The following is a 25,358-nucleotide window of genomic DNA, read 5'->3' as shown; positions in this document are numbered from 1 at the left end:
AACTCATTACTTTATAAAGCCTTTATAGTGTCTCTTCACAAGTTGTGATTCGAGCTGCTTCATCGTATCAAGGGCAACCCCCACTACGATTAGCAAACTAGTACCACCAATCTGTGCAGATTGAGGTAAATCAGCAATCTTAATGAAGAATACCGGTAAAACGGCAATGATGGCTAAGAATATAGAGCCTACAAACGTCAAACGGTATAAAACACGTGTTAAATATTCTTGTGTACTCTTACCTGGACGAATCCCCGGCACATAGCCACCTTGCTTTTTCAAATTCTCAGCCATTTGTTCAGGGTTAACCTGAATGAATGCATAAAAATACGCAAAAGCAATGATAAGAGCGACATATATGATCATACCAATTGGATTGGTATAAGCAAGATTTTCTGTTATCCAACTAGTAACACTGTTCTTTCCAAAGAAAGATGCGATTGTAGTAGGAGTGATAAGAAATGCCATTGCAAAGATTACCGGAATAACCCCTGCAGCATTTACTTTCAATGGTAAATGTGTAGACTGGCCACCCATTTGTGTACGACCTACCGCAGCACGTTTGGCATACTGAATAGGAATTTTACGTAATGCCTGCTGAATGAAGATGACAGCAACCACGATTGCTAATACTGCTAATACAATGAGGATAATCGTTATAATTCGTAAGAATAATTGATCGCCAGCATTTTGAAATTGTTGGGCGTATATTTGATTTGCCGTTGTTGGCAAACTAGCTACGATACCAGCAAAGATTATGATGGAAATCCCATTACCCACACCCTTAGCAGTGATCAGCTCCCCTAACCACAAAAGAAAAGCTGTTCCTGCCGTTAAGACAGTCGCAATAAGCAAGTATGTTGCAATTCCAGGATTTTCAATCAACTGGCCACCTGACATATTATTGAACCCATAAGACATGCCCAAAGCTTGGATAAATCCTAGGATAATAGTGAAGTAACGCGTGAATTGAGCTAATTTACGGCGCCCTGCTTCCCCTTGTTTAGACCATTCAGTGAACTTAGGTACAACATCCATCTGTAATAGTTGAACGATGATAGATGCCGTGATATATGGCATGATACCCATCGCTAATATGGAGAAGTTTTTTAGTGCTCCGCCGCCAAAGGTATTTAAAAGACCTATGACGCTCAGCTGGTCCTGTTCAGCGAGAAAACCGGCATTCACATGCGGTACAGGTATAAATGTACCGATGCGATAGACGATTAACATTAGAAGGGTAAAAATAATCTTATTCCTTATTTCACCCACGCGCATAAAATTGGAGATCGTGCGAAACATTAGATCACCTCTGTATTACCGCCAGCAGCTTCGATAGCTTCTTTAGCAGTAGACGAGAATTTGTGAGCTTTAACAGTAAGCTTTTTCTCAATGCTTCCTTTTGCAAGAATTTTGATTCCTGCTTTTTCTTTACTAACAACTCCAGTCTCAAGTAAAAGAGCTGGTGTTACTTCAGTACCGTCTTCGAAAAGATTTAACGTATCAAGATTCACGATAGCATAGTCTTTACGGTTGATGTTGGTAAATCCACGTTTAGGTAAACGTCTGAATAGAGGAGTTTGTCCCCCTTCAAATCCAAGACGCACACCGCCGCCGGAGCGAGCGTTTTGTCCTTTATGTCCTTTACCTGCTGTTTTACCGTTACCAGATCCAATACCGCGACCTTTACGTTTACGTTCTTTACGAGAACCTTCTGCAGCTTTTAACTCATGAAGTTTCATGTTGGCACCTCCTTGTTAAGTTAAAAATTATTTTATTGTTCTTTTACAGTAACAAGATGAGCAACTTTGGTAATCATACCGCGAATCGCAGGGTTATCTTCATGAATAACCGTTTGATGCATTTTGCGTAAACCCAAAGTGTTAACTGTAACACGTTGATCTTCAGGACGACCAATCAAGCTGCGAGTGAGGGTAATTTCTAATTTATTAGCCATAATTCGATTTCCCTCCTTATCCTAACAGTTCTTGTACTGATTTTCCACGTAACTTAGCTACGTCTTCAGCACGTTTCAATTGCTTCAATCCTTCAATTGTTGCGCGAACCATATTAATAGGTGTATTAGTACCTAGTGATTTAGACAAGATATCGCTAACTCCGCCTAATTCTAGTACCGCACGAACAGGACCACCAGCAATTACTCCTGTACCTTCAGAAGCTGGTTTCAATAGAATGTGACCTGCGCCATAGCGACCGTTCACAAGGTGAGGAATTGTAGTTCCAACCATTGGTACAGTAATTAGATTTTTCTTAGCGTCCTCAATAGCTTTACGGATAGCATCCGGAACTTCTTGAGCTTTACCAGTACCAAATCCAACATGACCATTTTTATCACCAACAACAACTAGTGCAGTGAAACGGAAACGACGTCCGCCTTTAACAACTTTAGCTACACGATTTACTGTAACTACGCGTTCTTCAAGTTCTAATTTATTAGGATCAATGCTACGCATCTGTTATGTCCCTCCTTATCCATTAAAATTCTAAGCCGTTTTCACGAGCAGCGTCAGCCAATGCTTTAACACGACCATGGAAGAGGTAACCACCGCGGTCAAATACCACAGCTTTGAAACCTTTTTCAACAGCACGTTTCGCAATAAGTTCGCCAACTTTTTGAGCTGCTTCAGCATTGCTACTAGCTTCGATACTGATCTCTTTATCAAGAGTTGAAGCACTTGCTAATGTTACGCCTTGTGCATCGTCAATTAATTGTGCGTAAATGTGTTTGTTTGAACGAAACACATTTAAACGAGGACGAGCTTCTGTTCCAGAAAGCTTAGCACGTACACGCGCATGTCTCTTCTGACGAGTAGCATTTTTATCAAGCTTCGTAATCATTTACGTCACTCCTTTCGTTTACTTATGCGGCATTACTTACCAGTTTTACCTTCTTTACGACGAACGAATTCGCCTTCGTAACGGATCCCTTTACCTTTATACGGTTCAGGTGGGCGAACATCACGGATATTAGCTGCTAGAGCTCCTACACGTTCTTTGTTTGCACCTTTGATGATTACTTTTGTATTAGAAGGAACTTCGACTTCAACGCCAGCTTCTGGCTCTATTTCTACAGGGTGAGAATATCCTACGTTAAGGATAAGCTTAGTACCTTGCTTTTGTGCACGGTACCCAACCCCAATAAGTTCAAGTGATTTTACAAAGCCTGTTGATACACCTTCAACCATGTTAGAGATAAGTGCGCGAGTAGTTCCGTGTAAAGAACGGTGAGCCTTCTCGTCAGACGGACGTGTAACAGTTAACACGTTCTCTTCAACAACGATTGTAAGGTCAGGACTGAATGATCTAGTTAATTCACCTTTAGGACCTTTAACAGTTACTTCACTTCCGTTAACAGTAACCGTTACGCCTGTAGGGATTTCAATAGGTTTTTTACCTATACGAGACATATTGTGCACCTCCATTCTTGTGAAAATGTATTACCAAACGTATGCTAAAACTTCTCCGCCAGCTTGTTTAGAGCGAGCTTCCTTGTCTGTTAAAACTCCGTGAGAAGTAGAAACAATTGCGATACCTAAACCGTTTAGAACGCGTGGTACCTCTCCAGTTTTTGCATATACACGCAAACCAGGTTTGCTGATACGTTTTAGACCAGTGATAACACGTTCGTTGTTTGCACCGTATTTTAAGAAGATACGGATGATACCTTGTTTGTTGTCTTCGATTAATTCAAAGTCACGTACGAAGCCTTCACGCTTTAAGATCTCAGCAATTTCCTTTTTGATCTTTGAAGCAGGAACTTCTAGTTTTTCGTGACGAACCATATTCGCATTACGGATGCGAGTAAGCATATCTGCAATAGGATCTGTCATGACCATTATATTTTACCTCCTTCCCAAACTCGGGTTTTACCAGCTAGCTTTTTTAACGCCAGGAATTTGTCCTTTATATGCAAGTTCGCGGAAACAAATACGACAAAGTTTAAATTTACGTAATACAGAATGTGGACGTCCGCAACGTTCGCAACGTGTATATTCTTGTACTTTAAACTTCTGTTCGCGTTTTTGCTTTACGATCATAGACTTTTTAGCCACGATTTCGCCTCCCTTTATTTAGAGATTACTTTTGGAACGGCATTCCAACTTGAGTAAGTAGTTCACGAGCTTCTTCGTCAGTGTTGGCAGTCGTTACGATAACGATATCCATACCACGAACTTTGCTCACTTTATCGTAATCAATCTCAGGGAAGATAAGTTGTTCTTTAACACCTAATGTATAGTTCCCACGTCCGTCAAAGGATTTCTTTGAAACGCCGCGGAAATCACGTACACGTGGTAAAGATACAGATACTAGCTTATCAAGGAATTGATACATACGTTCTCCACGTAATGTAACCTTCGCTCCGATAGGCATACCTTCACGCAAACGGAAGCCTGCGATTGATTTTTTAGCTTTTGTTATAACTGGTTTTTGACCAGTGATCAATGTAAGTTCTTCAACAGCTGTATCTAAAGCTTTTGAGTTAGATACTGCGTCACCCACACCCATGTTAATAACGATTTTCTCAATGTTTGGTACTTGCATTACTGATTGATAGTTGAATTTACCCATCAATGACGGTGTAATTTCACTTTTGAATTTTTCTTTAAGGCGGCTCATTGCTTAGTGTACCTCCCTTCATTTATGACTTATTTATCTAAAGATTCACCTGATATTTTAGCTACGCGTACTTTTTTACCATTTTCGATCTTATATCCAACACGAGTCGGTTTACCTGATTTAGGATCAAGTGGCATTACATTGGATACGTGAATAGCAGCTTCTCTGCTGATAATTCCACCTTGTGGATTAATTTGAGATGGCTTGGAATGCTTTTTCACGATGTTAATTCCTTCAACAAGCACACGATTTTGTTTCGGATATGCTTCAAGAATTGTTCCTTGTTTGCCTTTGTCCTTACCAGAGATGACTACGACTTTGTCACCTTTTTTAACATGCATTAGCTTGGCACCTCCTTGAAAGGCTTTATACAAATTTTACATATTATAGAACTTCTGGAGCTAGAGAAACGATCTTCATGAAACTATTGTCACGTAATTCACGAGCAACAGGTCCAAAAATACGAGTTCCACGTGGGCTCTTATCGTCACGGATAATTACACATGCGTTTTCATCAAAACGAATGTAAGAACCGTCAGGACGACGCATACCACGTTTTGTACGGACAACAACAGCCTTAACGACTTCACCTTTTTTAACAACGCCTCCTGGTGTTGCCTGTTTAACTGTACAAACGATGACATCACCAATGTTTGCAGTTTTACGGCCAGAACCACCTAGGACTTTAATTGTTAGTACTTCACGAGCACCTGAATTGTCAGCGACTTTTAAACGAGATTCTTGTTGAATCATGTACGGTACCTCCCTTCGGAATTAGCTTAATCCGAACTATATTAAATGATTACTGCTTTTTCTACTACTTCTACAAGACGGAAGCGCTTTGTAGCTGAAAGTGGACGAGTTTCCATGATACGTACTACGTCGCCTGCTTTAGCTTCGTTTAGCTCGTCATGAGCTTTTAACTTTTTAGAGTATTTCACGCGTTTACCGTATAAAGAATGCTTTTTATAGGTTTCTACAACAACTGTTACTGTTTTATCCATTTTATCGGATACTACGCGGCCAGTGTAGATTTTGCGTTGGTTGCGTTCGCTCATTCTGCAAACCTCCATTCATTATCGATTAGTGACACCGATCTCTCTTTGACGAACAACTGTTTTCATACGAGCAATCGATTTGCGAACTTCACGGATGCGAGCTGTATTTTCAAGTTGTCCAGTAGCTAACTGGAAACGAAGATTAAATAGTTCTTCTTTAAGAGATTTTAGTTTTTGTTCAATTTCAGCAGTGGTTAGATCTTTGATTTCATTAGCTTTCATTTGTTTCACCACCAATTTCCTCTCTTTTTACAAACTTGCATTTGATTGGAAGTTTGTGTGCTGCAAGGCGCAATGCTTCTCTTGCCACCTCTTCAGATACACCAGAGATTTCAAACAATACTTTGCCCGGTTTAACTACTGCTACCCAACCTTCAGGAGCACCTTTACCGGAACCCATCCGTACTTCAAGCGGCTTAGCTGTGTAAGGTTTGCTTGGGAAAATTTTGATCCAAACTTTTCCTCCACGTTTCATATAACGAGTCATCGCAATACGAGCTGCTTCGATTTGGCGGTTAGTGATCCAGGAAGCTTCTTGAGCTTGAAGTCCAAATTCTCCAAAATGAACTTCAGTGCCGCCCTTAGCCATCCCTCTCATCTTACCGCGGTGTTCACGACGGTATTTTACGCGTTTTGGCAATAACATATTATTTTCCTCCTTCCTCAGATTTCTTCTTAGTAGGAAGAACTTCTCCACGGTAGATCCAAACTTTCACGCCTAGCTTACCGTAAGTAGTATCTGCTTCAGCATGAGCATAATCTATGTCAGCACGAAGTGTGTGAAGTGGAACTGTTCCTTCGCTGTAATGTTCAGCACGAGCAATATCAGCACCGCCAAGACGACCAGAAACTTGAGTTTTGATTCCTTGTGCGCCAGAACGCATAGTACGTTGGATAGCTTGCTTTTGAGCACGACGGAATGAAACACGGTTTTCTAATTGACGAGCGATGTTTTCAGCAACCAATTTTGCGTCAAGATCTGCTCTTTTAATTTCAATGATATTGATATGAACTCTTTTGCCAGTTAACTGGTTCAAAGCTTTACGAAGTGCTTCAACTTCAGTACCGCCCTTACCGATAACCATTCCTGGTTTAGCAGTGTGAACAGATACATTGATACGGTTAGCTGCACGTTCGATTTCAACTTTGGATACAGAAGCATCATTTAAACGTTTCGCGATATACTCACGAACTTTAATGTCTTCATGCAAAAGAACTGCGTAGTCTTTATCAGCGTACCATTTGGATTCCCAATCACGGATGATCCCGATACGCAAACCGACTGGATTTACCTTTTGACCCACAGATTACCCCTCCTTCTTTTCTGATACAACGATTGTAATATGACTAGTACGTTTGTTTATTGCACTCGCACGACCTTGAGCGCGAGGACGGAAACGTTTTAATGTTGGTCCTTCGTTAACGTATGCCTCTGAAACGACTAGGTTATTAATATCCATTTCGTAGTTGTGTTCTGCATTTGCGATAGCAGATTTCAGAATTTTTTCTACGACTGGAGAAGCAGATTTTGGTGTTAAGCGAAGAATCGCTACTGCTTCACCTACTTGTTTTCCTCGAATTAAATCTGCGACTAAACGCACTTTACGAGGAGCAATACGAACTGTTCTAGCGACAGCTTTTGCTTGCATGAGATGCCCTCCTCTCATTAACGTCTTGTTTTCTTGTCATCACTTGCGTGACCTTTATAAGTGCGTGTAGGCGCGAATTCGCCTAGTTTGTGACCTACCATATCTTCTGTTACATAAACCGGCACATGCTTACGACCGTCATAAACAGCGATTGTATGTCCGATGAATTGCGGGAAGATTGTTGAGCGACGAGACCAAGTTTTTACTACCTGTTTCTTGTCAGCTTCATTTAATTTTTCAACTTTTACCAATAAATGATCATCAACAAAAGGCCCTTTTTTTAAGCTACGACCCATGCGAGTACCTCCCTTCGTGACTGTTCTACGGTTCTATATATGAACCGTAGGTCAATCCCGTTATTTTTTACGACGACGTACGATAAATTTATCGGATTTATTTTTCTTCTTACGAGTTTTGAATCCAAGAGTTGGTTTACCCCATGGAGACATTGGTGATTTACGTCCGATTGGAGCTTTACCTTCACCACCACCGTGTGGGTGATCGTTCGGGTTCATTACTGATCCACGAACTGTTGGGCGTTTACCTAACCAACGGTTACGGCCAGCTTTACCAATGTTGATAAGTTCATGTTGTTCATTACCAACTTGACCGATTGTAGCACGGCAAGTAGCAAGAATCATACGAACCTCACCTGAGTTTAAACGTACAAGTACATAACGACCTTCTTTACCAAGTACTTGCGCAGATGTTCCTGCTGAACGGACTAATTGTCCACCTTTTCCTGGTTTAAGTTCGATGTTATGAATTACTGTACCAACTGGGATGTTAATAAGAGGAAGTGCGTTACCCACTTTAATGTCAGCTTCTGGACCTGACATGATTTCCAAACCTACTTCTAGGTTTTTTGGAGCTAGGATATAACGTTTTTCTCCATCAACGTAATTAATTAATGCAATGTTTGCAGAACGATTTGGATCGTACTCAATAGTAGCAACGCGTCCTGGTATACCATCTTTATTCCGTTTGAAATCGATGATACGGTATTGACGCTTGTGGCCGCCACCTTGATGACGAACTGTTAACTTACCTTGGTTATTACGGCCGCCTTTGCTGTGTAAAGGAGCAAGTAATGATTTTTCCGGTTTGTCTGTAGTGATCTCAGCAAAATCGGAAGTTGTCATATTACGTCGACCGTTAGAGGTAGGTTTATACTTCTTAATCGCCATTTGTATTTCCCTCCTTCTCTAATGAATTAAGCCTCGAATAGCTCGATTTCTTTGCTGTCAGCAGTTAATTTAACAATTGCTTTACGGCGCTTGTTAGTATAGCCTGCGTGTTTGCCCATACGTTTGAATTTACCTTTGTAGTTCATGATGTTTACTTTCTCAACTTTAACGCCGAAAATTTCTTGAACAGCATCTTTAACTTGAGTTTTGTTAGCTCTAACATCAACTTCAAAAGTATATTTTTTTTCAGCCATTATGTCTGAAGAGCGTTCAGTGATTACGGGGCGCTTAATGATATCGCGTGCATCCATTATGCAAGCACCTCCTCTACTTTTTCGACAGCTGATTTAGTCAAGATCAATTTGTTGTGTGATACAACATCAAGAACATTAAGACCAACAGCTTCAACTACAGTAACACCAGGGATGTTACGTGCAGAAAGAGCAACTTTCTCATCTAATCCGTCAGTAACGATCAACGTTTTAGTATCAACAGAAAGGTTTTTAAGTACTGCTACAAATTCTTTTGTTTTTGGAGCTTCGAAAGACAAGCTTTCAAGTACCAAAATGTTCTCTTCCAATGCCTTTGCAGACAATGCAGATTTAATAGCTAAACGACGCACCTTTTTAGGTAGCTTGTAAGCGTAAGATCTTGGAGTTGGTCCAAAAACAACGCCACCGCCACGCCATTGTGGAGAACGGATAGAACCTTGACGCGCACGTCCAGTTCCTTTTTGTTTCCAAGGTTTACGTCCACCGCCTGCAACTTCAGAACGGTTTTTAACTTTATGAGTTCCTTGACGTAAGGAAGCTCGTTGCATAATGATTGCTTCAAATAATACATGATTATTAGGTTCGATACCAAAGATGGATTCATTCAGTTCGATGTCGCCAACTTGAGAACCTGTTTGGTTGAACAATGTAACTTTTGGCATTCTATTGCTCCTCCTTTCTCAGAAATTACTTTGCTTTAACAGCAGTTTTAACTTTGATCAATGCTTTTCTAGCACCAGGTACATTACCTTTGATCAATAGTAGGTTACGTTCAACATCAACTTTAACGATAGCTAAGTTTTGAACAGTAATTTGTTCCCCACCCATACGTCCTGGTAATAGTTTACCTTTGAATACGCGGTTTGGAGCTACAGGACCCATTGAACCTGGGCGACGGTGGTAACGAGAACCATGAGTCATCGGTCCGCGAGATTGTCCGTGACGTTTGATAGCGCCTTGGAAACCTTTACCTTTTGAAATTCCTGATACATCTACTAAATCGCCTTCTGCGAAAATACTAACATTGACTTCTTGACCGATCTCATATTCAGTAAGATCCGTTCCGCGGAATTCGCGAATGAAGCGCTTAGGAGTAGTATTTGCTTTTTCAACATGTCCCTTTTCAGGTTTGTTAGAAAGCTTTTCACGTTTGTTTTCAAAACCAACTTGAACTGCTTCATACCCATCAGTTTCAACAGTTTTCTTTTGAAGAACCACGTTATTAGCAGCCTCGATAACTGTTACCGGGATAAGTTCGCCGTTTTCAGCAAAAACTTGAGTCATACCGATTTTTCTTCCTAAGATTCCTTTGGTCATAAGTCACACCTCCTAGAGTAATTGTTCATATTTATATGAATTATAATTTGATTTCAATGTCAACGCCTGATGGTAAATCTAAACGCATCAATGAGTCAACTGTTTGTGGAGTTGGATTAACGATGTCGATTAGACGTTTATGCGTACGCATTTCGAATTGTTCACGAGAATCTTTGTATTTATGAACCGCACGTAGGATCGTGTATACCGATCTTTCAGTAGGTAATGGAATTGGACCAGATACAGCCGCACCAGAACGTTTTGCAGTTTCAACAATTTTCTCAGCAGACTGATCAAGAATTCTGTGATCATATGCTTTTAAACGGATACGAATTTTTTGTTTTGCCATAATTTTCCCTCCTTTTCGCCTATTTTGAAATAGACCTTCTCAATGGAAATTTCCCACACACTCGCCATGGCAAAGCGGCCGGGTGTGTCAGCAACCTTCCATATCATCGCAGTCAAAGACCAACATTGTCTATTATACATAAAGCACAAGTAGAATGCAAGTTAAACTTAGATTTTCTTGTGCAACACACTTTTATTATTATACATACTATCTCAAGTATTTACAAGTACATTCTACACGGTCTTTCATATCCATTTTCTTCATTTGGTAAATCCACAACGTTTTCTTTGGAATGTACTCAATTTCCAACGGATATTATAGAAGAAGAAATATAAAGTCCTTTAAAATAAAAAAAAGCAGATGGCGTCCCATCTGCTTTTCCCGGAAGGCGTCCCTTCCAATATTGTTTTATGAATCAATTACTCTGTGATTGTAGCAACTACGCCAGCGCCTACAGTACGTCCACCCTCACGGATAGAGAATTTAGTACCTTCTTCGATAGCGATTGGAGCGATAAGTTCTACAGTCATTTCGATGTTGTCTCCAGGCATAACCATTTCTACGCCTTCAGGAAGGTTACAAATACCAGTTACATCAGTTGTACGGAAGTAGAACTGAGGACGGTAGTTTGTGAAGAATGGAGTGTGACGTCCACCTTCTTCTTTAGAAAGAACATAAACTTCAGCTTTGAACTTTGTGTGTGGAGTGATTGTACCTGGTTTAGCAAGTACTTGTCCACGTTGGATATCTTCACGGGATACACCACGAAGAAGTGCACCGATGTTGTCACCAGCTTCAGCATAGTCAAGAAGTTTACGGAACATTTCAACACCTGTTACAGTTGTTGGTTTAGACTCTTCGTTGAAACCGATGATGTCAACAACGTCACCGACTTTAACTTGTCCACGCTCAACACGACCAGTAGCAACTGTACCACGACCAGTGATAGAGAATACATCCTCAACTGGCATCATGAAAGGTTTTTCAGTGTCACGAGTTGGTTCTGGGATATACTCATCAACAGCTGTCATTAATTCATGAATTTTTTCTTCCCATTCAGCTTCTCCTTGAAGAGCTTTTAGTGCAGATCCTTTGATAACTGGAATGTCATCGCCAGGGAATTCGTATTCAGATAGTAGATCACGGATTTCCATTTCTACTAATTCAAGAAGTTCTTCGTCATCAACCATGTCGCATTTGTTCATGAATACTACTAGGAATGGTACACCTACTTGACGAGAAAGAAGGATGTGCTCACGAGTTTGTGGCATTGGGCCATCAGCAGCAGATACTACTAGGATTCCGCCATCCATTTGTGCAGCACCAGTGATCATGTTTTTAACATAGTCAGCATGTCCTGGGCAGTCAACGTGTGCGTAGTGACGAGTAGCTGTTTCGTACTCAACGTGTGCAGTAGAGATTGTGATACCACGTTCTCTTTCTTCTGGAGCACCATCGATTTGGTCATAAGCGCGAGCTTCTGCTCCACCAGTTTTAGCAAGTACAGTTGTGATTGCAGCAGTTAGAGTTGTTTTACCATGGTCAACGTGACCAATTGTTCCAACGTTAACGTGCGGTTTTGAACGATCAAATTTAGCTTTTCCCATTAGGAATTCCTCCTTAAAATTATAAATAAAAGATTAAGTATATAGGGCTGTGAAAGAAGACTAATTCTTCCATCACAGCTTACATAAGATAGTTATACTTTAATAAGAGATGAAAATCAATTATTCACCTTTATTTTTTTTGATGATTTCTTCAGAAATGCTCTTAGGTACTTCTTCATAATGATCGAAGTGCATAGAGAATGTTCCGCGTCCTTGTGTGTTAGAACGTAGAGACGTAGCATATCCGAACATTTCAGATAGTGGAACCATCGCTTTAACCATTTGCGTGTTACCGCGAGCTTCCATACCTTCTACACGACCACGGCGGGATGTGATATCTCCCATGATGTCGCCTAGATAATCTTCAGGAATAACTACTTCTACTTTCATGATTGGCTCAAGGATAACCGGTTTACATTTAGAAGCAGCATTTTTAAGTGCCATTGATGCAGCAATTTTAAATGCCATTTCGTTGGAGTCAACGTCATGGTAAGATCCGTCAAATAATTTTGCTTTGATGTCGACTAGCGGGTAACCAGCAAGTACACCACGGTCAAGTGAATCAACTAATCCAGCTTGTACAGCAGGGATATATTCACGTGGTACTACACCACCGACGATAGCATTTTCAAATTCGAATCCTTTACCTTCTTCGTTTGGACCAAATTCGATCCATACGTGTCCAAATTGTCCACGACCACCTGATTGGCGAACGAATTTACCTTCAACCTTAGCTGATCCACGGAAAGTTTCACGGTATGCTACTTGAGGAGCACCAACGTTTGCTTCCACTTTAAATTCACGACGCATACGGTCAACAAGGATGTCCAAGTGAAGTTCACCCATACCAGCGATAATCGTTTGACCAGTTTCTTGGTCAGTATGCGCACGGAATGTTGGATCTTCATCTTGTAGCTTTTGTAAAGCTTGGCCCATTTTGTCTTGGTCTGCTTTGGATTTTGGTTCAACTGAAAGTGAAATAACTGGCTCTGGGAATACCATAGACTCAAGAATAACTTGGTTCTTGTCGTCACATAGAGTATCACCAGTTGTAGTATCTTTCAATCCTACAGCTGCAGCAATATCTCCTGCGTATACAGTTGATATTTCTTCACGGCTGTTTGCGTGCATTTGAAGGATACGTCCAATACGTTCACGTTTACCTTTAGTTGAGTTGATTACATAAGAACCTGATTCTAATGTACCTGAGTACACACGGAAGAATGTAAGTTTACCAACGTAAGGATCCGTCATTACTTTAAACGCTAAAGCTGAGAACGGTTCAGAATCATCTGAGTGGCGTTCTACTTCGTCTTCTGTATCAGGAAGAGTACCTTTAATAGCTGGTACATCTAACGGAGATGGAAGGAAGTCGATAACGTTATCAAGCATTAATTGAACACCTTTGTTTTTGAAAGCTGATCCACAGATAACTGGGAAGAATTCAACGTTAACGGTTGCTGTACGAATAGCTGCTTTTAATTCAGCAATGCTGATTTCTTCGCCGCCAAGGTATTTTTCCATTAAGTCTTCATTAACTTCTGCTACTGCTTCAATTAACTTTTCACGGTATTCTTCAGCTAATTCCCGATGTTCTTCAGGAATTTCACCAACAGTGATATCAGTTCCTAGATCATTGGCATAGAAATGAGCTTTCATTTCAATAAGGTCAATGATTGCAGAGAATTGATCTTCAGCACCGATTGGTAACTGAACTGGATGAGCATTAGCTTGTAGACGATCGTGGATTGTTCCAACTGAGTAAAGGAAATCCGCACCGATTTTGTCCATTTTATTTACGAATACGACACGCGGTACACCATAAGTTGTAGCTTGGCGCCAAACAGTTTCAGTTTGAGGCTCAACACCTGATTGGGCATCAAGTACAGCTACAGCTCCATCAAGTACACGCAATGAACGTTCAACTTCAACTGTGAAGTCTACGTGTCCTGGTGTATCGATGATGTTTACACGGTGACCTTTCCACTGTGCAGTTGTTGCAGCGGATGTGATCGTGATTCCGCGTTCTTGTTCCTGTTCCATCCAGTCCATTTGTGAAGCACCTTCGTGTGTTTCACCAATTTTATGGATTTTACCAGTATAGTATAGAACACGTTCTGTTGTTGTCGTTTTACCAGCATCGATGTGAGCCATGATACCGATATTACGAGTGTTTGCTAAGGAGAACTCTCTTGCCATTTGTCTTTCTCCTTCCTTCTATAAGGATTTTATAGTGTTTGATCTTACCAGCGATAATGAGCGAATGCTTTGTTAGCTTCAGCCATTTTGTGTGTATCTTCACGTTTCTTAACTGCTGCTCCAGTATTGTTAGCAGCATCCATGATTTCATAAGCTAAACGCTCTTCCATCGTTTTTTCCCCACGAAGGCGAGAGTAGTTTACTAACCAACGAAGTCCTAGAGTCGATTTACGGTCTGGACGCACCTCAACTGGTACTTGGTAGTTAGCTCCACCCACACGGCGTGCTTTTACTTCTAATACAGGCATGATGTTTTTAAGTGCTTGATCGAAAACTTCGATCGGCTCATTGCCAGTACGTTCTTTGATTAAATCAAATGCAGAGTAAAGAATTTTTTGTGATTTACCTCTTTGTCCATCAACCATTAATTTGTTGATTAAGCGAGTCACAAGTTTTGAATTATAAATCGGATCTGGTAATACATCTCTTTTCGTTACAGGTCCTTTACGAGGCATTATATTTCCTCCTTTCAAGAAAGTTTAATTTTTGTTTGAGATTATTTTTTTGCTGCTTTCGGACGCTTAGTACCGTATTTAGAACGGCCTTGCATACGATTGTTAACTCCAGCAGTATCAAGAGCACCACGTACGATATGATAACGTACCCCTGGTAAATCTTTTACACGACCGCCACGGATAAGAACCACGCTGTGTTCTTGTAGGTTGTGACCGATACCTGGGATATAAGCTGTTACCTCGATACCGTTTGTTAAACGTACACGCGCATATTTACGTAACGCGGAGTTTGGTTTTTTCGGTGTCATAGTACCCACACGAGTGCAAACACCACGTTTTTGCGGAGATGATACGTTAGTTTGTGCTTTTTTAAAGCTGTTGTAGCCTTTGTTAAGTGCTGGAGATTTTGATTTAACCTCTTTAGACTCGCGTCCTTTACGCACTAATTGATTAATAGTAGGCATTACATTTTTCCTCCCTTCACGTTTTCATTTCTAGTACCACACATCCAGGTGGTTCATAAATGGGTAAAAACAAAGTCTTTGCAAATATAATTGCAAAAACATTTTTACTTTTTAATGGCAACAGTTGCTGCTCCGACATCAATACCACATGCTTTGCCAAGCATTCTCATCGAATCAACATATGTGATAGGAACATCCAATTCTTTAGCGGTCTCAACGACACGCCCAGTCAAGTATATATCTGCATCATCAGCGATGATAACTTCTTGAATTAAATTGTTTTTAAGAGCTCTAACTGCTTGTTTCGTCCCTATAATCACTGACTTTGCCTGTATTACTTTTTCATAAGACATGGTCCATATCCTCCAAAGTTACAGGGTAACATAGGAGCACCTTTGCTATAGTATCATTAATAGTCGGATACTGTCAACTTCTTTCAAAAAATAATTCTAGCAAAAGGTTTTCCTTACATAATTCCATTACTATTTTCACTATGTCTAAAGGGAAAATATTGGTCCTCATACGGCTTCAGTCAGCCATGAGTAATAAGAGAGACCAGCTCAATAAATTCTGAGCCTTCAGCTCCAAGAATCCAGGAGTTCGGTTTTCAGTTTTACTTATTGAGCTGGTCCTTTTTCTTTTAATCCACTGTTACTGTATCGGCACTTTCATCACTTACAACGACCGGGTTTGCTTTTCTGTATCGAAGCATTCCTGTTCCTGCAGGGACTAGTTTACCGATGATGACATTCTCTTTAAGTCCTAGCAATTCATCACGTTTTCCTTTTATTGCTGCATCAGTCAAGACTCTAGTTGTTTCTTGGAATGAAGCGGCGGACAAGAAGGAATCCGTTTCTAGTGATGCTTTTGTGATACCTAGTAGTACAGGGCGTCCTGTAGCTGGTAATTTGTTAGTCAGCAATGCATCAGTGTTTGCTGTAGTAAACTGGTTAACATCCAATAATGTTCCTGGAAGCACTTCAGTTTCACCTGCATCAAGTACACGGACTTTACGCATCATTTGTCTAACCATTACCTCGATGTGTTTATCACCGATTTCAACCCCTTGCATCCGGTATACTTTTTGAACTTCATGAAGCAGGTATTCCTGCACAGTAAGTACATCTGTAACCTTCAGCAACTCTTTCGGATCAATAGAACCCTCTGTCAGCTCTTCACCGCGACGGACAGGAGTATCAACAGTTACTCTTAAGCGCGCTGTGTACGGTGCAGTATATGTGCGTGATTCAACTGCTCCTTGAACAACGATTTCCTGTTGTTTATCCCGAATTTCGTTAATCGAAACGACCGTTCCTTCGATTTCGGAAATGACTGCTTGACCTTTAGGGTTTCTCGCTTCAAATATTTCTTGGATACGAGGAAGACCTTGAGTGATATCGTCTCCAGCAACCCCACCAGTATGGAATGTACGCATCGTTAACTGTGTACCAGGTTCACCGATTGATTGAGCGGCAATAATACCGACTGCTTCGCCCACTTCAACTTCTTGACCGGTAGCCAAGTTGCGTCCATAACATTTTTTACATACACCATGGCTGGTGTTACATGTAAAGGCAGAACGGATCCATGCTGTTTCAATTCCAAGTGATTCAATATAGTTCGCAAGATCTTCAGTAATAAGGTCGTTTTCAGCCACGATTACTTCATTTGTTTCCGGATGTCTGATCGCTTTTCTTGCATAACGGCCAATTAGACGCTCTTCAAGATGCTCAATTATTTCAGTACCCTCTCTCAAGGCTGAAATTTTCAAGCCGCGGTCCGTTCCACAATCGTCATCACGGATGATGACATCTTGGGCAACGTCAACAAGTCGACGAGTAAGGTAACCGGAATCGGCTGTTTTAAGTGCTGTATCGGCAAGACCTTTACGCGCACCATGCGTGGAGATGAAATACTCCAACACTGTTAAACCTTCGCGGAAACTTGATTTGATCGGTAATTCAATGATACGTCCAGCCGGGTTGGCCATCAAACCACGCATACCAGCAAGCTGCGTAAAGTTAGAAGCATTACCACGGGCACCGGAGTCACTCATCATGAAGATCGGGTTGCGTCGGTCCAGTGAGTCCATAAGTTTGGACTGGATGGTATCCTTGGCAGCACTCCAAATTGAGATAACACGATCATAACGCTCATCTTCTGTGATTAGACCACGTCTGAATTGTTTTAAGACGTTATCCACTTTTGTTTGAGCCTCAGAGATGATTTCTTGTTTTTCTTTTAAAACGACAATATCAGCCACACCAACGGTAATACCAGCTTTTGTCGAATATTTGAATCCAAGATCTTTCATCCGGTCAAGCATTTTGGATGTCTCGGTAATTTTAAACCGTTTAAAGACCTCCGCAATGATGTTTCCAAGAATTTTTTTCTTGAATGGATCAATAGCAGGTTGAGCCTTAATCAATTCAGGGATATTAGCGCCCTTTTCCACAAAATATTTCTCCGGAGTTTTCGTTTCCAGATTGTATCGTGTTGGTTCGTTAATATACGGGAATGATTTTGGTAAAATTTCATTGAAGATCAATTTACCGACAGTGGTAATTAGAAGTTGGCTGTTTTGCTCTTCAGTGAATGTTTCATTATTTAGTGAAGATGCATGTACGGCACAACGGGAATGCAAGTGTACATATCCGTTTTGGTATGCGAGTAATGCTTCACTTGTATCTTTAAAGATCATACCCTCACCGATAGCGCCTTCTCTTTCCAAAGTTAAGTAATAGTTACCTAATACCATATCTTGAGAAGGTGTAACGACAGGTTTACCATCTTTAGGGTTCAAAATGTTCTGTGCTGCAAGCATAAGCATACGTGCTTCGGCTTGGGCTTCAGAAGATAAAGGAACGTGTACCGCCATTTGGTCACCGTCAAAGTCAGCGTTGTAAGCTGTACACACGAGCGGATGCAAACGAATTGCGCGACCTTCAACCAAAGTTGGTTCAAAAGCTTGAATACCAAGTCTATGAAGAGTCGGTGCACGGTTCAATAGTACTGGATGTTCTCTAATTACTTCTTCTAGCACATCCCAAATTTCAGGAGATAAACGTTCAATTTTACGTTTAGCAGATTTGATGTTATGCGCTAAACCTCTTTGAACAAGCTCCTTCATAACGAATGGTTTGAATAATTCAATCGCCATTTCTTTCGGAAGACCGCATTGGTACATCTTTAAGTTTGGTCCGACTACGATAACGGAACGACCAGAATAATCAACACGTTTACCAAGAAGGTTTTGACGGAAACGACCTTGTTTACCTTTTAACATGTGAGATAAAGATTTTAACGGACGGTTACCAGGTCCAGTTACCGGACGGCCGCGACGGCCATTATCGATAAGAGCATCGACAGCTTCTTGAAGCATACGCTTCTCGTTTTGAACGATAATGCTTGGCGCTCCAAGGTCAAGTAATCTTTTCAACCGATTATTACGGTTGATAACACGGCGATATAAATCATTTAAATCAGATGTGGCAAAACGTCCACCATCAAGTTGAACCATAGGACGAAGTTCCGGTGGAATGACCGGAAGCACGTCGAGGATCATCCATGATGGCTCATTTCCGGAGTTACGGAATGCTTCAAGAACTTCCAAGCGTTTGATTGCACGGGTTCTGCGTTGTCCTTGAGCTGTTTTAAGCTCCTCTTTCAACGACTCTACTTCCTTTTCCGTATCAATATCTTGTAAAAGTTTTTTAATAGCTTCCGCACCCATGGCAGCTTGGAACTTCTTACCGTATTTTTCACGGTATGTACGATATTCCTTTTCAGAAAGAAGCTGTTTCTTTTCTAAAGTTGTATCGCCTGTTTCAGTTACTACGTAAGATGCAAAGTAAATAACTTCTTCCAATGCCCGTGGAGACATGTCAAGAACAAGTCCCATACGGCTAGGGATTCCTTTAAAATACCATATGTGTGAAACCGGAGCTGCCAGCTCAATATGACCCATACGCTCACGACGTACCTTAGCACGAGTGACTTCAACGCCACAACGGTCACAGACTACACCTTTATAACGAACACGTTTATATTTTCCACAATGACATTCCCAGTCCTTTTGAGGACCAAAAATTCTCTCACAGAATAAACCGTCTTTTTCTGGCTTTAACGTACGATAGTTGATTGTTTCTGGTTTTTTAACTTCTCCATGGGACCAAGAACGAATCTTGTCTGGTGAAGCAAGACCAATTTTCATATACTCAAAATTATTAACGTCTAACAAGGGGCCTACCTCCCTTTTAATCTCCAGGTTTAACCCTTGATTGCCATCAAGTATCAGGCAATCATACACCGGATGATGGTTGATTGAATCAATAATGCTCTAACAAGGCAGCATGATCTTCAAAGAAACATCTTGCTGCCAGTCAGAGCGGGTAATATATAACTAGATATGTTTATATTTGATTTTATTCTTTGACAGGTGCCCCTACTTCGGAAGCAACCATATCTTTAGTTTCTGAATCAAGGCTTAACTTGTCTGCTTGGTTGGCTTCTTCTTCATCTTCCAAATCTCGCATTTCGATTTCACGATCTTCAGCATTAAGAATTTTAACATCCAATCCTAAACTTTGAAGCTCCTTAATCAATACTTTGAAGGACTCGGGAACACCTGGTTCAGGGACATTTTCACCTTTGACAATCGCTTCGTACGTTTTAACACGACCAACGACATCATCTGATTTAACGGTTAAGATTTCTTGTAATGTATAAGCAGCACCATAAGCTTCAAGTGCCCATACTTCCATCTCACCGAAACGCTGTCCACCAAATTGCGCTTTACCACCAAGTGGTTGCTGCGTAACAAGGGAGTAAGGTCCAGTTGAACGTGCATGAAGTTTATCGTCGACCATATGTGCCAGTTTGATCATATACATGACACCAACGGATACACGGTTATCGAATGCTTCACCTGAACGGCCATCATAAAGGACAGTTTTTGCATCACGGGACATCCCGGCTTCTTCAATCGTACCCCAAACATCTTCCTCAGTAGCACCATCAAATACAGGAGATGCTACATGAATGCCAAGTGCGCGTGCAGCCATACCTAAGTGAAGCTCCAACACCTGACCGATGTTCATACGTGAAGGTACACCCAATGGGTTTAACATGATGTCGACTGGAGTGCCATCTGGTAAATAAGGCATATCTTCCTCAGGAAGGATCCTGGAGATTACCCCTTTATTACCATGTCGTCCAGCCATTTTATCGCCTTCATGGATTTTACGTTTTTGTACAATATATACACGTGCAAGTTGGTTTACACCAGGAGGAAGTTCATCGCCATCTTCTCTGTTAAATACTTTAACATCAAGGACGATTCCACCGCCGCCGTGAGGTACACGAAGTGATGTATCTCTTACTTCACGTGCTTTTTCACCGAAGATTGCATGTAATAAACGTTCCTCAGCAGTCAATTCCGTTACACCTTTAGGCGTGACTTTACCAACTAGAAGGTCTCCGTCTTTTACTTCTGCACCAACACGGATAATTCCGCGCTCATCAAGATTACGAAGCGCATCTTCCCCTACATTAGGGATATCACGGGTGATTTCTTCAGGCCCTAATTTTGTATCGCGTGATTCAGATTCATATTCTTCAATATGAATAGAAGTGTACACATCATCTTTAACCAATCGTTCGCTCATGATGATGGCATCTTCATAGTTATATCCATCCCATGTCATGAAGGCAACCAATACGTTACGTCCAAGTGCTAACTCACCTTTTTCCATTGAAGGACCATCAGCAAGAATCTCACCTTTTACAACGTTGTCGCCAACACTTACGATAGGGCGTTGATTATAGCACGTTCCTTGGTTAGAACGAATGAATTTTAATAGACGGTATTTATCAAGATTTCCTTTTACTTGCTGTCCGTCAACTTCACTTACCCTACGTACCCATACTTCACGTGATTCAACGTGTTCTACGATACCAGGGTGTTTACAGATGACAGCAGCACCGGAGTCTTTCGCTGAAACATATTCCATACCCGTTCCGACTCGAGGGGCTTCCGGTTGCAGCAAAGGCACTGCTTGACGTTGCATGTTCGCTCCCATAAGGGCACGGTTGGAGTCATCATTTTCCAAGAAAGGAATACATGCTGTCGCAGCAGATACAACCTGTTTAGGAGATACATCCATGTAATCTACGCGGTCACGCGGAACAACGGTATTTTCACCGCGGAAACGTGCAACAACGTCATTATCAAGGAATGACCCGTCATCTGATAGACGTACATTCGCTTGGGCAACTACATAATTATCTTCCTCATCAGCTGTTAAGTAATCGATTTGGCTTGTAATTTTGCCTGTTTCGGGATCCACACGGCGATATGGTGTTTCAATGAAGCCATATGGGTTAACCTTAGCAAAACTGGATAATGAGTTAATCAAACCAATATTTGGTCCCTCAGGCGTTTCAATCGGACACATGCGGCCATAGTGGGAATAATGAACGTCACGTACTTCAAAGCCCGCACGCTCACGTGTCAAACCACCAGGTCCTAATGCAGATAGACGACGTTTATGCGTCAATTCAGCCAACGGGTTCGTTTGATCCATGAATTGGGAAAGCTGTGAGCTTCCAAAGAATTCTTTAATTGATGCAATTACTGGGCGAATGTTAATTAGTTGCTGCGGAGTAATTGTATTCGTATCCTGAATAGACATTCTTTCACGAACGACACGCTCCATACGGGATAAACCAATTCTAAATTGGTTTTGCAGCAATTCACCAACGGAACGCAGACGACGGTTACCTAAATGGTCAATGTCATCCGTGATTCCCACACCATGCAATAAGTTAAAGAAATAACTAATGGAAGAAATGATATCAGCTGGAGTAATGTTTTTGACCTGGTCGGTCACATAGGCATTACCGATGATATTGATTACTTTTTCGCCTTCAGCATCATTTGGTGCAAACACTTTAATAGGTTGAAGAAGGGTTTCTTCTTCTACTACACCACCTGATGGATGGAATGTTTTGAATCCGATTCCAGCTTCGATATGAGGCAGGATCCTATCAAGAGTCCGACGATCAAGCATTGTACCTTTTTCCACGATGATTTCTCCTGTTTCAGGATCAATCAAGGTCTCTGCAATACGCTGTCCGAATAAACGGTTCTTAATATGCAGTTTTTTGTTTATTTTATAACGACCTACATTTGCTAAATCATAACGTTTTGGATCAAAAAAGCGGGATACTAAAAGACTTTTCGCGTTATCGACAGTAGGTGGTTCACCTGGGCGTAGACGCTCATAGATTTCTAGCAATGCTTTATCTACACTCTCGGTGTTATCCTTTTCAAGAGTGTTGCGAAGGTATTCGTTGTCTCCAATCAAATCAATGATTTCTTGATCTGTTCCGAATCCAAGGGCACGCATCAATACCGTGATAGGCAATTTCCTGGTGCGATCGATTCGAACATACACAACATCCTTGGCGTCTGTTTCATATTCAAGCCATGCACCACGGTTAGGAATAACGGTCGCAGAGAATCCAAGCTTACCGTTTTTATCCATTTTACCATTGTAGTAAACACTCGGTGAGCGCACTAATTGGGATACAATTACCCGTTCAGCACCATTGATTACAAATGTACCTGTTTCAGTCATCAGCGGGAAGTCGCCCATAAATACATCCTGGTCTTTCACTTCCCCTGTTTCTTTGTTAACAAGGCGCACTTTCACTCGAAGCGGTGCAGAATACGTAACATCGCGTTCTTTTGTTTCTTCTACAGAATACTTCGGCTCAGCTAAGCTGTAATCGATGAATTCTAACGATAAATTACCTGTAAAATCCTCAATAGGAGAAATATCCTGGAACATTTCCTTTAAACCTACATCTAGAAACCATTGATAAGAAGCTGTTTGAATTTCAATCAGATTCGGAAGATCCAAAACCTCACTGATTCTTGCATAACTTCTACGTTGGCGGTGTCGTCCATACTGAACAAGTTGACCTGTCAACTGATTCACCCCTTAAATCAAGCGTTATAAGGATCCAATTGCCTCGGAAAAGGAATCATTTCCATAGACAAAAAGAAAATGGTTTTTATTTTAAAAACCACTATTTCTCATAAAACGAACTATTATTTATATATTTTTCCCATATTATCCATTGGTTATACACCAATGGTATAAAAATTGCATAGTTACGGAATTATATATATGCATTTTATAATACTAACATAGCGAAAATTTAGAGTCAAACCTTTTTGGATAATAGTATATAGTAACCTTTTTTCTTAACGGGCACTTCAATATTTCCAAATAATTGCTCCATTTTATCCATAGCGGATGGAGCTCCTTGTTTTTTTTGAATGACAACCCATAATTCTCCACCAGCCACCAAACTGCGATAGCCTTCTTCTAAAATTTCGTGGACTACACTTTTGCCTGCGCGAATGGGAGGGTTCGTAAGAATTGCTGCGAATTGATTGGAGCCAACTTTGTCAAAACGATCACTTGCGTAAATCTTTACATTTGCAATCCCATTAGAAGCGGCATTCTCTTTTGACAATTCAACTGCCCGGCTATTTATATCAATCATTTCTATCGTTCGATCGGGATAAGCTGCCGCAATCGATATTCCGATTGGTCCATAACCGCAACCAACATCAAGAATATCTCCTTCTACAGCTTCATCTAGGTTAAAACTTTCAACCAAAAGACGCGATCCGAAATCAACTTCTTTTTTCGAAAAAACACCATTATCACTTTTGAAGCGAAAGGTACGTCCCTTTAATGTAAAATCCCAAAATTTCGGATTGCTTACGACATCCGGTTTATGTGAGTAGTAATGCTCTGTCAGAGTCATCTCCCCCTATCAGAAAGGAATATTGAAGATTTATTGAGAAGAGATTTGAAGAATGGATGCTTGCATGCCGGGATGTTTGACGAAATCCTTTTAATCAAACCATTAACGGCAAATTTCCGTCATTTTCTTTAAAATGAAGAAAAAAGCCCGCCAGTGATAGCGAGCTTTTTGTTTATGCAAGATTACTTAACTTCAACGCCAGCTCCAACTTCTTCAAGTTTAGCTTTAACTTCTTCAGCTTCTTCTTTAGAAGCGCCTTCTTTGATTGCTTTTGGAGTGTTGTCAACAAGTTCTTTTGCTTCTTTAAGTCCAAGACCTGTTACTTCACGTACAGCTTTGATTACTTTGATTTTTTGGTCTCCAGCAGATGTAAGGATTACATCAAACTCAGTTTGCTCTTCAGCAGCAGCGCCACCAGCAGCAGCTACAGCTACAGGTGCAGCAGCAGTTACGCCAAATTCTTCTTCGATTGCTTTTACAAGGTCGTTTAATTCTAAAACAGTCATGTTTTTAACTGCTTCTAAGATTTGATCTTTAGTCATTGTTATTTCCTCCTCGAAATGGTTGGTTTTTTTTTTGAATCAATAGGCTAAATAAGCGGTTAGCTTACGCGCCTTGTTCTTCTTTTTGATCTGCAACTGCTTTTGTAGCAAGAGCAAGTCCGCGCATAGGTGCTTGTAGCACGCTGAGTAGCATTGAAAGTAGGCCTTCGCGTGAAGGTAGTTCTGCAAGAGCTTTAATTTCTTCTGCAGTTGCAACATTTCCTTCGATAACTCCAGCTTTGATTTCTAACGCTTCATGTTTTTTCGCAAAATCGTTAAGGATTTTTGCTGGCGCAATAACATCTTCATTTGAGAATGCAATTGCGTTTGGTCCTGTTAATGATTCGTTCAAAGTGCTAAGTTCAGCACTTTCAGCAGCACGACGAGTTAAAGAGTTTTTGTAAACCTTAAACTCAACGCCAGCTTCACGAAGTTGCTTACGAAGTTCTGTTAATTCAGCAACAGTCAATCCACGGTAGTCAACAACTACTGTTGATTGGCTTGCAGTTAATTTATCAGTAATCTCAGCAACGATTTTTTGCTTTTGTTCAATAATTGCGTTCATCCTTACACCTCCTGTAGATTTGCTTGAAAACATTTATACCGTTTCAAAGAAAAAGCCTTCATCTCTATTGCAGACATGAAGGCAGTAATTTCAAAAGTCATAGTCAAGGACTATTATTATCGAATTACCTCGGCAGGGAATTAAGCTCGAAT

At 40.9% G+C, this 25,358-nt stretch carries 32 protein-coding genes and 1 other annotated feature (1 of these 33 cut by a window edge); all 32 genes read right to left on the bottom strand.

Translation table 11 applies throughout. The features are described 5' to 3' along the window. Positions 1-6: 6 nt before the first annotated feature. Positions 7-1,302: a preprotein translocase subunit SecY gene (gene secY, locus UP17_RS00785; RefSeq protein WP_061440391.1), complete on the bottom strand. Its 1,296-nt coding sequence runs from the start codon at positions 1,300-1,302 to the stop codon at positions 7-9. Next, positions 1,302-1,742 (bottom strand): 50S ribosomal protein L15, encoded by a 441-nt coding sequence (rplO, locus tag UP17_RS00780; protein ID WP_034304982.1) that lies wholly within the window; start codon positions 1,740-1,742, stop codon positions 1,302-1,304. Before rplO ends, secY begins: the two co-directional genes overlap by 1 nt. A gap of 32 nt (positions 1,743-1,774) precedes the next feature. After that, on the bottom strand, positions 1,775-1,957 hold the full coding sequence (rpmD, locus tag UP17_RS00775) for a 50S ribosomal protein L30 (RefSeq protein ID WP_057915223.1): 183 nt from the start codon (positions 1,955-1,957) through the stop codon (positions 1,775-1,777). A gap of 16 nt (positions 1,958-1,973) precedes the next feature. After that, positions 1,974-2,474: a 30S ribosomal protein S5 gene (gene rpsE, locus UP17_RS00770; protein ID WP_034304987.1), complete on the bottom strand. Its 501-nt coding sequence runs from the start codon at positions 2,472-2,474 to the stop codon at positions 1,974-1,976. Between the two features lie 22 nt (positions 2,475-2,496). Then, positions 2,497-2,859, bottom strand: a complete 363-nt coding sequence (gene rplR, locus UP17_RS00765; RefSeq protein WP_061440390.1) for a 50S ribosomal protein L18 — start codon at positions 2,857-2,859, stop codon at positions 2,497-2,499. Between the two features lie 32 nt (positions 2,860-2,891). Beyond that, positions 2,892-3,428 carry a 50S ribosomal protein L6 gene (gene rplF / locus UP17_RS00760; RefSeq protein WP_061440389.1) on the bottom strand — a complete coding sequence of 179 codons (537 nt, stop codon included), beginning with the start codon at positions 3,426-3,428 and terminating at the stop codon, positions 2,892-2,894. Positions 3,429-3,458: 30 nt separating this feature from the next. Continuing rightward, the gene (rpsH, locus tag UP17_RS00755; RefSeq protein ID WP_061440388.1) at positions 3,459-3,857 is read right to left on the bottom strand and encodes a 30S ribosomal protein S8; all 399 of its coding nucleotides are present in this window, start codon (positions 3,855-3,857) and stop codon (positions 3,459-3,461) included. Between the two features lie 30 nt (positions 3,858-3,887). Further along, positions 3,888-4,073: a type Z 30S ribosomal protein S14 gene (locus UP17_RS00750; RefSeq protein ID WP_034304998.1), complete on the bottom strand. Its 186-nt coding sequence runs from the start codon at positions 4,071-4,073 to the stop codon at positions 3,888-3,890. Positions 4,074-4,098: 25 nt separating this feature from the next. Further along, positions 4,099-4,638, bottom strand: a complete 540-nt coding sequence (gene rplE, locus UP17_RS00745; protein WP_048677889.1) for a 50S ribosomal protein L5 — start codon at positions 4,636-4,638, stop codon at positions 4,099-4,101. Between the two features lie 29 nt (positions 4,639-4,667). Then, positions 4,668-4,979: a 50S ribosomal protein L24 gene (gene rplX, locus UP17_RS00740; RefSeq protein ID WP_061440387.1), complete on the bottom strand. Its 312-nt coding sequence runs from the start codon at positions 4,977-4,979 to the stop codon at positions 4,668-4,670. Between the two features lie 43 nt (positions 4,980-5,022). After that, positions 5,023-5,391 carry a 50S ribosomal protein L14 gene (gene rplN / locus UP17_RS00735; protein WP_061440386.1) on the bottom strand — a complete coding sequence of 123 codons (369 nt, stop codon included), beginning with the start codon at positions 5,389-5,391 and terminating at the stop codon, positions 5,023-5,025. Between the two features lie 41 nt (positions 5,392-5,432). Then, positions 5,433-5,696 carry a 30S ribosomal protein S17 gene (gene rpsQ / locus UP17_RS00730; RefSeq protein ID WP_034305007.1) on the bottom strand — a complete coding sequence of 88 codons (264 nt, stop codon included), beginning with the start codon at positions 5,694-5,696 and terminating at the stop codon, positions 5,433-5,435. An 18-nt stretch (positions 5,697-5,714) separates the two neighbouring features. Then, a complete protein-coding gene (gene rpmC / locus UP17_RS00725; protein WP_034305010.1) occupies positions 5,715-5,918 on the bottom strand; it encodes a 50S ribosomal protein L29 in 204 nt (67 codons plus the stop codon). Continuing rightward, a complete protein-coding gene (gene rplP / locus UP17_RS00720) occupies positions 5,908-6,342 on the bottom strand; it encodes a 50S ribosomal protein L16 (protein ID WP_053349061.1) in 435 nt (144 codons plus the stop codon). The genes rpmC and rplP overlap by 11 nt, the downstream gene beginning before the upstream one ends. Position 6,343: 1 nt before the next feature. Next, positions 6,344-7,000, bottom strand: coding sequence for a 30S ribosomal protein S3 (gene rpsC, locus UP17_RS00715; RefSeq protein ID WP_061440385.1), 657 nt, complete (start codon positions 6,998-7,000; stop codon positions 6,344-6,346). Between the two features lie 3 nt (positions 7,001-7,003). Beyond that, positions 7,004-7,345, bottom strand: coding sequence for a 50S ribosomal protein L22 (gene rplV, locus UP17_RS00710; RefSeq protein WP_061440384.1), 342 nt, complete (start codon positions 7,343-7,345; stop codon positions 7,004-7,006). Positions 7,346-7,362: 17 nt separating this feature from the next. Then, entirely contained in the window at positions 7,363-7,641 is a 279-nt protein-coding gene (gene rpsS / locus UP17_RS00705) for a 30S ribosomal protein S19 (protein ID WP_034305018.1), read from the bottom strand. 60 nt (positions 7,642-7,701) lie between these two features. Beyond that, positions 7,702-8,532, bottom strand: a complete 831-nt coding sequence (gene rplB / locus UP17_RS00700; RefSeq protein WP_061440383.1) for a 50S ribosomal protein L2 — start codon at positions 8,530-8,532, stop codon at positions 7,702-7,704. A gap of 26 nt (positions 8,533-8,558) precedes the next feature. Further along, complete coding sequence (rplW, locus tag UP17_RS00695) at positions 8,559-8,843, bottom strand: 50S ribosomal protein L23 (protein WP_034305023.1); 285 nt, start codon at positions 8,841-8,843, stop codon at positions 8,559-8,561. Further along, on the bottom strand, positions 8,843-9,466 hold the full coding sequence (gene rplD, locus UP17_RS00690) for a 50S ribosomal protein L4 (protein ID WP_061141104.1): 624 nt from the start codon (positions 9,464-9,466) through the stop codon (positions 8,843-8,845). Before rplD ends, rplW begins: the two co-directional genes overlap by 1 nt. A gap of 25 nt (positions 9,467-9,491) precedes the next feature. Further along, a complete protein-coding gene (gene rplC / locus UP17_RS00685; protein ID WP_061440382.1) occupies positions 9,492-10,121 on the bottom strand; it encodes a 50S ribosomal protein L3 in 630 nt (209 codons plus the stop codon). 40 nt (positions 10,122-10,161) lie between these two features. Beyond that, complete coding sequence (rpsJ, locus tag UP17_RS00680) at positions 10,162-10,470, bottom strand: 30S ribosomal protein S10 (protein WP_019244375.1); 309 nt, start codon at positions 10,468-10,470, stop codon at positions 10,162-10,164. Between the two features lie 419 nt (positions 10,471-10,889). Continuing rightward, positions 10,890-12,077: an elongation factor Tu gene (gene tuf, locus UP17_RS00675; RefSeq protein ID WP_061440381.1), complete on the bottom strand. Its 1,188-nt coding sequence runs from the start codon at positions 12,075-12,077 to the stop codon at positions 10,890-10,892. Between the two features lie 120 nt (positions 12,078-12,197). Beyond that, positions 12,198-14,276, bottom strand: a complete 2,079-nt coding sequence (gene fusA, locus UP17_RS00670; protein ID WP_061440380.1) for an elongation factor G — start codon at positions 14,274-14,276, stop codon at positions 12,198-12,200. Positions 14,277-14,320: 44 nt separating this feature from the next. Beyond that, positions 14,321-14,791, bottom strand: a complete 471-nt coding sequence (gene rpsG / locus UP17_RS00665; protein ID WP_048677878.1) for a 30S ribosomal protein S7 — start codon at positions 14,789-14,791, stop codon at positions 14,321-14,323. A 41-nt stretch (positions 14,792-14,832) separates the two neighbouring features. Next, the gene (rpsL, locus tag UP17_RS00660; RefSeq protein ID WP_061440379.1) at positions 14,833-15,255 is read right to left on the bottom strand and encodes a 30S ribosomal protein S12; all 423 of its coding nucleotides are present in this window, start codon (positions 15,253-15,255) and stop codon (positions 14,833-14,835) included. A 104-nt stretch (positions 15,256-15,359) separates the two neighbouring features. Beyond that, positions 15,360-15,608 (bottom strand): 50S ribosomal protein L7ae-like protein, encoded by a 249-nt coding sequence (locus UP17_RS00655; protein ID WP_034305040.1) that lies wholly within the window; start codon positions 15,606-15,608, stop codon positions 15,360-15,362. Positions 15,609-15,895: 287 nt separating this feature from the next. Beyond that, the gene (gene rpoC, locus UP17_RS00650) at positions 15,896-19,495 is read right to left on the bottom strand and encodes a DNA-directed RNA polymerase subunit beta' (protein ID WP_061440378.1); all 3,600 of its coding nucleotides are present in this window, start codon (positions 19,493-19,495) and stop codon (positions 15,896-15,898) included. A gap of 184 nt (positions 19,496-19,679) precedes the next feature. After that, entirely contained in the window at positions 19,680-23,249 is a 3,570-nt protein-coding gene (gene rpoB / locus UP17_RS00645; protein ID WP_061440377.1) for a DNA-directed RNA polymerase subunit beta, read from the bottom strand. A gap of 238 nt (positions 23,250-23,487) precedes the next feature. After that, positions 23,488-24,093: a class I SAM-dependent methyltransferase gene (locus tag UP17_RS00640; protein ID WP_061465931.1), complete on the bottom strand. Its 606-nt coding sequence runs from the start codon at positions 24,091-24,093 to the stop codon at positions 23,488-23,490. 188 nt (positions 24,094-24,281) lie between these two features. After that, positions 24,282-24,641: a 50S ribosomal protein L7/L12 gene (gene rplL, locus UP17_RS00635; RefSeq protein WP_053349071.1), complete on the bottom strand. Its 360-nt coding sequence runs from the start codon at positions 24,639-24,641 to the stop codon at positions 24,282-24,284. Positions 24,642-24,705: 64 nt separating this feature from the next. Further along, positions 24,706-25,206, bottom strand: a complete 501-nt coding sequence (gene rplJ / locus UP17_RS00630; protein WP_061440376.1) for a 50S ribosomal protein L10 — start codon at positions 25,204-25,206, stop codon at positions 24,706-24,708. A gap of 39 nt (positions 25,207-25,245) precedes the next feature. Further along, positions 25,246-25,358: a sequence feature (ribosomal protein L10 leader region), on the bottom strand; it runs 38 nt beyond the window's last position.

It is taken from the genome of Peribacillus simplex (genome assembly GCF_001578185.1).
In the GTDB taxonomy this organism is placed as follows: domain Bacteria; phylum Bacillota; class Bacilli; order Bacillales; family DSM-1321; genus Peribacillus; species Peribacillus simplex_A.
Note: the sequence above shows the minus strand (reverse complement) of the source record. Positions and strands in the feature narration are given on the sequence as shown.